This window comes from Pantoea sp. AN62, from assembly GCF_050432985.1.
Lineage (GTDB): Bacteria > Pseudomonadota > Gammaproteobacteria > Enterobacterales > Enterobacteriaceae > Pantoea > Pantoea brenneri.
Window position 1 is genome coordinate 91,781 of the sequence record NZ_JBNPYB010000020.1, and the last position, 6,411, is coordinate 98,191.

The 6,411-nt window shown below is 50.5% G+C and carries 7 protein-coding genes and 1 pseudogene; 4 read left to right on the forward strand and 4 right to left on the reverse strand.

What is annotated here, in order from left to right; all coding sequences use genetic code 11:
* Positions 1 to 216: 216 nt before the first annotated feature.
* On the reverse strand, positions 217 to 1,353 hold the full coding sequence (locus FHW04_RS20910) for an alpha/beta hydrolase (protein ID WP_089562306.1): 1,137 nt from the start codon (positions 1,351 to 1,353) through the stop codon (positions 217 to 219).
* Between the two features lie 199 nt (positions 1,354 to 1,552).
* Here FHW04_RS20910 and FHW04_RS20915 point away from each other — a divergent pair, with 199 nt between their 5' ends.
* Positions 1,553 to 2,437, forward strand: coding sequence for a LysR family transcriptional regulator (locus tag FHW04_RS20915; protein ID WP_089562307.1), 885 nt, complete (start codon positions 1,553 to 1,555; stop codon positions 2,435 to 2,437).
* 155 nt (positions 2,438 to 2,592) lie between these two features.
* Here the strand turns inward: FHW04_RS20915 and gstA are convergent, their stop codons facing one another.
* Positions 2,593 to 3,198, reverse strand: coding sequence for a glutathione transferase GstA (gene gstA / locus FHW04_RS20920; RefSeq protein WP_089562308.1), 606 nt, complete (start codon positions 3,196 to 3,198; stop codon positions 2,593 to 2,595).
* 129 nt (positions 3,199 to 3,327) lie between these two features.
* Here gstA and FHW04_RS20925 point away from each other — a divergent pair, with 129 nt between their 5' ends.
* The 3 genes from FHW04_RS20925 (at position 3,328) to FHW04_RS20935 (ending at position 5,415) form a co-directional block, all read left to right on the forward strand.
* On the forward strand, positions 3,328 to 4,203 hold the full coding sequence (locus tag FHW04_RS20925) for a LysR family transcriptional regulator (protein WP_089562309.1): 876 nt from the start codon (positions 3,328 to 3,330) through the stop codon (positions 4,201 to 4,203).
* Between the two features lie 52 nt (positions 4,204 to 4,255).
* Positions 4,256 to 4,546: a hypothetical protein gene (locus FHW04_RS20930; protein WP_128088312.1), complete on the forward strand. Its 291-nt coding sequence runs from the start codon at positions 4,256 to 4,258 to the stop codon at positions 4,544 to 4,546.
* A 317-nt stretch (positions 4,547 to 4,863) separates the two neighbouring features.
* On the forward strand, positions 4,864 to 5,415 hold the full coding sequence (locus tag FHW04_RS20935; protein ID WP_031374394.1) for an RNA 2'-phosphotransferase: 552 nt from the start codon (positions 4,864 to 4,866) through the stop codon (positions 5,413 to 5,415).
* Positions 5,416 to 5,588: 173 nt separating this feature from the next.
* On the opposite strand, the gene FHW04_RS20940 is transcribed toward FHW04_RS20935, so the two are convergent.
* Together FHW04_RS20940 and uraH are read right to left on the reverse strand one after the other, a co-directional pair.
* A complete protein-coding gene (locus FHW04_RS20940; protein WP_031374395.1) occupies positions 5,589 to 6,080 on the reverse strand; it encodes a GlcG/HbpS family heme-binding protein in 492 nt (163 codons plus the stop codon).
* Between the two features lie 5 nt (positions 6,081 to 6,085).
* Positions 6,086 to 6,319 (reverse strand): annotated as a pseudogene (gene uraH / locus FHW04_RS20945) (hydroxyisourate hydrolase); the annotation flags it as partial.
* Positions 6,320 to 6,411: the final 92 nt, after the last annotated feature.

Sequence of the window (6,411 nt, forward strand, 5' to 3'; positions counted from 1 at the left end):
TAATGACGCATTATGAATATTATCTGGCCCTTTGAGTAGCACCCGATCTTCTTAAGGCATCAACGAAATAAACGCTATTCATGTAATAACGATTAGAGTGGGTGAGAATGAAGTGCGATATCATAATATTTCTATGTAACATCAGGTCGGGATAGATCCAGAATCAAAGCCACCTGCGTATTACAGGTGGCTTTTAAACGATTCTGAGCCGCATTTTTATCTTAAGCTGGTTTTGAAAAACTGTTCAAACCGGGCAAAAGGGATCTTACCGGCAGCGTTGTCATATAAGTCCACATGGTTTGCGCCGGGGACGATCACAAGCTCTTTCTCAGTGCTGCCAACCGCTTTATAGGCATCTTCTGCAAAATAGCGTGAGTGCACCTTTTCACCTGTAACAATCAACACAGGAATGGTGATTTCATTTGCGTAGCTAAGCAGCGGCATGTTCATAAATGACAAGGGCATCGTTGCATTCCATGCGCCATTAGAGTTAACAGAACGCTCATGGAAGCCGCGCGGCATTCTGTAATAATCAAAGAACTCTTTCAGCACCGGGTGTGGATTCGCGGGTAATGTTTCCGGCAGTATTCGCTCAGAAGCGCTTACGCTGCCATTCTTATCCACATTAATATCGTGACTACCGCGGGCGATCGTTCCGCTTTCAGCATCTTTCCAGCGCTGCTCGTTCAGGTACTGTAATACGGCACGGCGATCGGCGGTTGAATAACGGTCTTTGCCATCTCCAACGCCATGTCCCATCGCCCGGCTCATGTCGTACATCACGCTGGTCGCAACTGCTTTTACGCGTGTATCCATCGCCGCCGCATTAAGTGCCATGCCTCCCCAGCCGCAAATACCGAGTAATCCAATACGATGGCGATCCACTTCTTTTTGTAGTCCAAGGAAATCAACCGCCGCGCTAAAGTCCTCGGTATTGATATCCGGAGAGGCGACATTACGCGGATAGCCGCCACTTTCACCCGTGTAAGAAGGATCGAATGCCAGCGTAACAAATCCCTGTTCGGCCAGGGTCTGTGCATACAGGCCGCTTGATTGCTCTTTGACCGCACCGAAAGGACCACTTAATGCAATCGCAGCCAGTTTACGTTCGCCCCGATTTTTGGGGATGTAAAGATCCCCTACTAATGTGATCCCGTAACGGTTCTGGAAAGCCACCTTGCGATGATCAACCTTATCGCTCTCTGCAAAGGTTTTATCCCATTTTTCTACCATTGAAACAGGCGAGTTCGGATTAGATGTATCAGCATAACTCATTGTTGTAACCCCACTTAGTGATGCGCATAGCAGCATGGCGGGTAGCGCGGCTGTCAGCTTTCTGGTGAAAACATTCATTTAAATTCCCCTGAAAATGAAAATTGAGGTACAGGTTTCATACGGACAGTACTGCTGTGCTTTGATGCAATGCGCTCATTATAGGTAGCAAAAATAGTGCTGATTAGAGGGGGGAAATTGCTAAGATTAATAGCATATTGTTATAAATGAAGGGCTGCATCAGTCTTCCTTTGCGGCCAGATATTCTGAGGACGCGCAGATGGCGAAACGGGAAAATTATAATGAGCTCTACTTGTTTATGCAGGTGGTGCGGGAGGGCAGTTTCACTGCAGCTGCACAACGTCTTGGACTTGCACAATCAGGTGTTAGTCGTTCTGTCCGTGAACTTGAAGAAAGGCTGGGTATACAGCTTCTGGTTCGCACTACGCGCAGGCTGTCGTTAACACAGGCAGGTGAGCAACTGTATCAGACAGCAGAATCTGGATTTGATGCTTTAGATACGGGGCTTGCCACGCTGGCCTATTACCGCAACACCCCGTCCGGTACGGTACGCATCAATGCCAGCCAGCATGCCATTGATAAAATTCTTTTACCGAAGCTGGCGCTATTTAAGCAACGTTATCCTGATATCAGGCTTGAACTCATCAGTGAAAGCCGGTTCGTCGATATTATCGCTGAGCGATTTGATGCTGGCGTGCGGCTGGGACCGGAGGTAGGACAGGGTATGGTCGCGGTGCGTATTACACCTGACATGGAGATGGTTGTTGTAGGTACGCCCGAGCATTTTCGTCGCTATGGCTTTCCACAAGCACCGGCTGACTTAGTGATTCATCCTTGTATCGCCTACCAGTTTGCCGATGGAAGCCTTTATCAGTGGGAACTCCTTCAGGACGGTAAAAAAATAACGCACCGACCGCAAGGTCAGTGGGCCTTTTCCGATAGCTACATGGAAGCAAAAGCAGCCAGACTGGGGCTGGGGCTGGCTTATGTCCCGGAGGAACTGGTCGCTGATGATTTAGAGCAAGGCAATCTTATCAGGGCGTTGCCACGTTACAGCCAGCGCCTGGAAGGTTCATTCCTTTATTATCCTCACCGCAATGTGTCGCCGGCACTGAGAGTCGTCATTGATATACTAAGAATCTGATGTTTAGCTAATTATATTCGTCGTTGTTCGGCTCTTTGTTATCGGAATAACGTCCGCTTCTGGCACATAGCAAACGGGCATGAGAGCACTGTCGATTTAATCAAAACGCTTTGCAGCCATCAGAAGTCGTGTCCGGTAATAAGCGATTGATAACCTTACTGTGGCGATTCAGCAAGTAATGCGGCCTGTACTGCCGGCCGGGCGCTGATCATATCCCTGTATGCCGACAACGCAGGCCAGCGATGCAGCTCGATCGAGAAAAACTTACTCCAGCCCAGCACCGTGAAAAGATAGGCATCAGCAACGCTGAAAGTTGGCCCGGTCAGATAAGTTTTTTCGTTGAGAGTCACCTGCAGGAAATCGAACTGCCGGAATAGCTTCTCACGAAAAATCGCTCTGACGTTTTCGGGCAGCGTGGAATTGAACAACGGTGCCGATCCAGCATGTATCTCACTGGTGATAAAGTTAAGCCATTCCTGCAGGCGCACCCGAGCCCAACTGTTCGCTGGCGGAGCCAGACCCTTTTCCGGTTTACTGTCAGCGAGGTACTGCACAATGGCCGGACCTTCAGTGAGTATCTGCCCATCATCCAGTTCAAGTGCAGCGACATAACCTTTAGGGTTAATGGTGCGGAAGTCACGACCGTCAGCGGTGAGCTTATTTTTGTTGTCTACTTTAACCAGTTCAAACTCAAGCTCCAGTTCGCGCAGCACGATGTGCGGTGATAACGAACAGGTATTCGGGGCGTAATAGAGTTTCATTGTATCTCCGCTTAAATTGAAAACCGTCGCGCAACATCCTGCGCGGTGCTGAACTCACTGTATTTGACGCTGTCTGCGCTGTAAAATTAATGCTTCAATAATCAACTATTAGCTGGGCTACTGATAATCATGATGAATCTACTACACTGGCGCTTACTGGTTGCCGTGGCGGATGCCCGCAACATCTCGCGTGCCGCAGAGGAGACAGGGATGACGCAGTCCGGTGCCAGCCAGGCTATCACCCAGCTGGAGGCTTCACTTGGTTTTCCGGTCTTTACGCGTGAACGCCGAAATATCGGTGTCACCGCGCTGGGTGAGCAGGTTATCGAACAGGCGAGAAACATGCTGTCGGGGCTGAATGCCATCCGCGTGCTGGCTGACCAGAGCCGCGGGTTAACTGGCGGGCGCATTCGCCTGGCCAGTTTTCCATCAGTGACTTCCACCTTGTTGCCCGGACTGCTGCGTGACTTTAAGCGCCAGCATCCCGGTATTGACGTGATCGTTCTGGAAGGCTCGGACGAGGAAGTTGAGGCGTGGCTTGCAGCAGACATGGTGGAGCTGGGGGTGGTAATGAACCCTGACCGGGGGCGTGCAGATAGTGTATTAGGGCAGGATGCCTGGGTAGCGGTAATGCAGGCCAGTAACCTGCTGGCTCGTCATGCCAGGACTGATGGCATAACGCTTGCGGCGCTGGCAGACCAGCCTTTTATTCTGGCCACAGGCGGATGTGCAGTTAATGGAAAAAGCCTGATGGAAAAGGCGGGTTTGCAGCTATCTGACATCCGCGTGACGGTACGCGACTGGATCAGCGCCTGTAAGCTGGTCGCGGAGGGCATGGGGGTCGCTCTTGTACCTGAATCAGCCCTGCCTGGCGAATTGCGCAACCTGTGCGTAGTACCGCTGACACCGCCGATACACCGTGAGTTCGGGCTGGTTTGTTCGCCATCCGGAAAGTCTTCGGGTGCGACACAGGCACTGCTTAAAGGACTACGGAAAGGCGCATAAGTTGCTCACCGTATCCCCTTGCACTGCGCCAGAAAGTTAACCGGATACGGAGTTGATTGTAGCGTTCAATAAATGTTGCCTTTTAATAGTGCAATATCAAATGTACGCAGCATCTGCCTTTGAACGTCTGGCAGAATGGACGTTATACCTGATGCCCGGAGACAGGCATAAAAAAAACCGCCATGCGGCAGCGCGCCTGAATTTACTCACTTTTATCGGGGAGCTTTGCAAAAGAGCCGCCGTGGAGAGTGGCATCAATGGCATTGCGACAGCAATAGCAATTAAAGACCAGCAGCGCGACCGAGCGCTCGAAGCAGAGAATGTAAAAACCAATGTCCGCTAAGAGCGAAAAGCAGACATTACCCCAGACAATAAAAGCTGTCGGCTAAAGCATTCGCCATACAATTTGGAAAAGTAATTGATACGAGTGAAATAGCACAATACGATCTCGTATGAGGTGCGTTATTACGTACTGAGCAGGTAGACCGTAAGTCATCACGATGGGTGCAAAAGTGAGGTAAAGTGAGTGCAGAAAGGGGGTAACAGGGGCAGCTCTGGTGAAAACGAATGTTAGTCGTGCTCCGTTCACTTAGACTTGCACAGCCGCTCCCGGCTAGTAAAAAGGCTATAATTAAATCTTAAAAATCATGCAGGCTAATGATGAATAACAAGCAACTTAACGAAACAAGCAAGTTCCTGAGTTATATCTTGCGACATGAGCCTCACACTATCGGATTGCAACTCGACGCAGAAGGCTGGGCAGACATTAACTCTTTGATTACCGGCGCAGCGAAAGAAGGCCGCATACTTGACCTGGCACTGCTTCAGACAATAGTGAATAGCAGTGATAAGAAACGGTTTACCCTGTCCGACGATGGCCAGCGTATACGTGCCGCCCAGGGACACTCAGCACCAGACGTAAATCTCCAGCATAGAGAAAAAGAACCGCCAGAACTCCTCTACCATGGCACTGCAACACGCTTCATTGAATCTATTTTTCAGCAAGGATTGATTGCAGGCTCACGCCACCATGTGCATCTATCGCAGGAAACCCGGACGGCTATTGCTGTCGGACAGCGCTACGGTAAACCAGTAGTGCTGGAGATTGAATCCCTGCGAATGTACCAGCATGGATTTAAATTTTTCCAGGCTGAAAACGGGGTTTGGTTAACCGAAGCAGTTCCCGTTAATTTTATTTCATTAAAAAGTTAATCACCCGGTAGTTCATTAGACACCTTCTCCGTTAGCAATTATTGTTCAGCAATAGTGATTATGTCCGCTTCTGGCACAAATCAGACATTCTGACGGCGGCTGTTTTATACAGCGCGGGGAAGCGTTTCTTCCCCGCGTTTGACAGCAATAACACCCGCCGCGCTGCAGGATTATTACTGTTGTTTGCTGTTGCCCAGCACTTTGTTAATTGCTTCGGTGCCACATTGATCGTCGGACTCTGCGCCGCCAGTGCCCGCCATGCCGATAGCCCCGATCCACTGGCCGTGATATTGCACCGGTACGCCGCCGCCCAGCAGTAATAGCTCATTTACCGTGTTCAGGTTGGCGCTTTCCGGTGATGATTGCGCCTTGATGGTCAGTTGTCTGGTGGGGGTTTTGGTGGAGAGCGCTGTGAACGCTTTACGCCAGGCCGCCTGGGTATTGTGAGGTCCCACGTTATCATCCCGCATCAGCGTCACCAGATTTCCGCCCCGATCCACCACCGCCACTACGCCCTGACGATTCATGCTATGGCAGGCAGACAAGGCCTCGGTTGCCAGCTGATTGCTCAGCGCCTGGGTCATGTCATAAACGGTGGCGGGCTCAGCAGCGAGCGCCACGGCAGGTCCGGTTGTCAGCATCACTGCCAGCAGTAAACGTTTCATTTATTTCAGCTCCCGCGATAGGTGGAATAACCGTACTGGCTGAGCAGTAACGGAATGTGATAGGTGGTCGTGGTATTGGTGATATGGAATTCCACCGGGATTTCCGGGAAGAAGCTCTGCTGTTGATGTGCCGTAAAATAGTGACCGGTTTTAAAAATCACCCGATAGTCACCCGCTTCAAACGGCTTTGCTGGCCAAAGGGCATCAATACGACCTTGCTGGTTGGTGTTGGCGGTGTTGGTGATGCTGCCAACTTACTGATTTAGTGTATGATGGTGTTTTTGAGGTGCTCCAGTGGCTTCTGTTTCTATCAGCTGTCCCTCCTGTTCAG

Excerpts from the sequence above, each read along its gene's own strand:
- FHW04_RS20940 (WP_031374395.1), bottom strand. The coding sequence starts at position 6,080 with ATGAAACGTTTACTGCTGGCAGTGATGCTGACAACCGGACCTGCCGTG.
- gstA (WP_089562308.1), bottom strand. The coding sequence starts at position 3,198 with ATGAAACTCTATTACGCCCCGAATACCTGTTCGTTATCACCGCACATC.
- FHW04_RS20935 (WP_031374394.1), top strand. The coding sequence starts at position 4,864 with ATGAATAACAAGCAACTTAACGAAACAAGCAAGTTCCTGAGTTATATC.
- FHW04_RS20925 (WP_089562309.1), top strand. The coding sequence starts at position 3,328 with ATGATGAATCTACTACACTGGCGCTTACTGGTTGCCGTGGCGGATGCC.
- FHW04_RS20910 (WP_089562306.1), bottom strand. The coding sequence starts at position 1,353 with ATGAATGTTTTCACCAGAAAGCTGACAGCCGCGCTACCCGCCATGCTG.
- FHW04_RS20915 (WP_089562307.1), top strand. The coding sequence starts at position 1,553 with ATGGCGAAACGGGAAAATTATAATGAGCTCTACTTGTTTATGCAGGTG.